Source organism: Pseudoflavonifractor phocaeensis, from assembly GCF_016901735.1.
Classification (GTDB): domain Bacteria; phylum Bacillota; class Clostridia; order Oscillospirales; family Oscillospiraceae; genus Pseudoflavonifractor_A.
Genome location: NZ_JACLZC010000247.1, coordinates 1 through 247 on the forward strand (window position 1 = coordinate 1; position 247 = coordinate 247).

At 52.6% G+C, this 247-nt stretch carries 1 rRNA gene; it reads left to right on the forward strand.

Annotated elements, in window-relative coordinates:
• Position 1: 1 nt before the first annotated feature.
• Positions 2-247: ribosomal RNA gene (locus H7U37_RS16610) — 23S ribosomal RNA — on the forward strand; the annotation flags it as partial.

Consider the following 247-nt stretch of genomic DNA (forward strand, 5'->3'; position numbering starts at 1 on the left):
AGGAGCCGAAGAAGGACGTGACAAGCTGCGATAAGCTGCGGTGAGCTGCACATAAGCTTTGACCCGCAGATTTCCGAATGGGGAAACCCGGCAGAGCAATACTCTGTCAACGTGCGTTGAATCAAATAGGCGTACGTGGGGAACCGCCTGAACTGAAACATCTAAGTAGGGCGAGGAAGAGAAATCAACCGAGATTCCGCCAGTAGTGGCGAGCGAACGCGGAAGAGGCCAAACCAGAGGATTTATT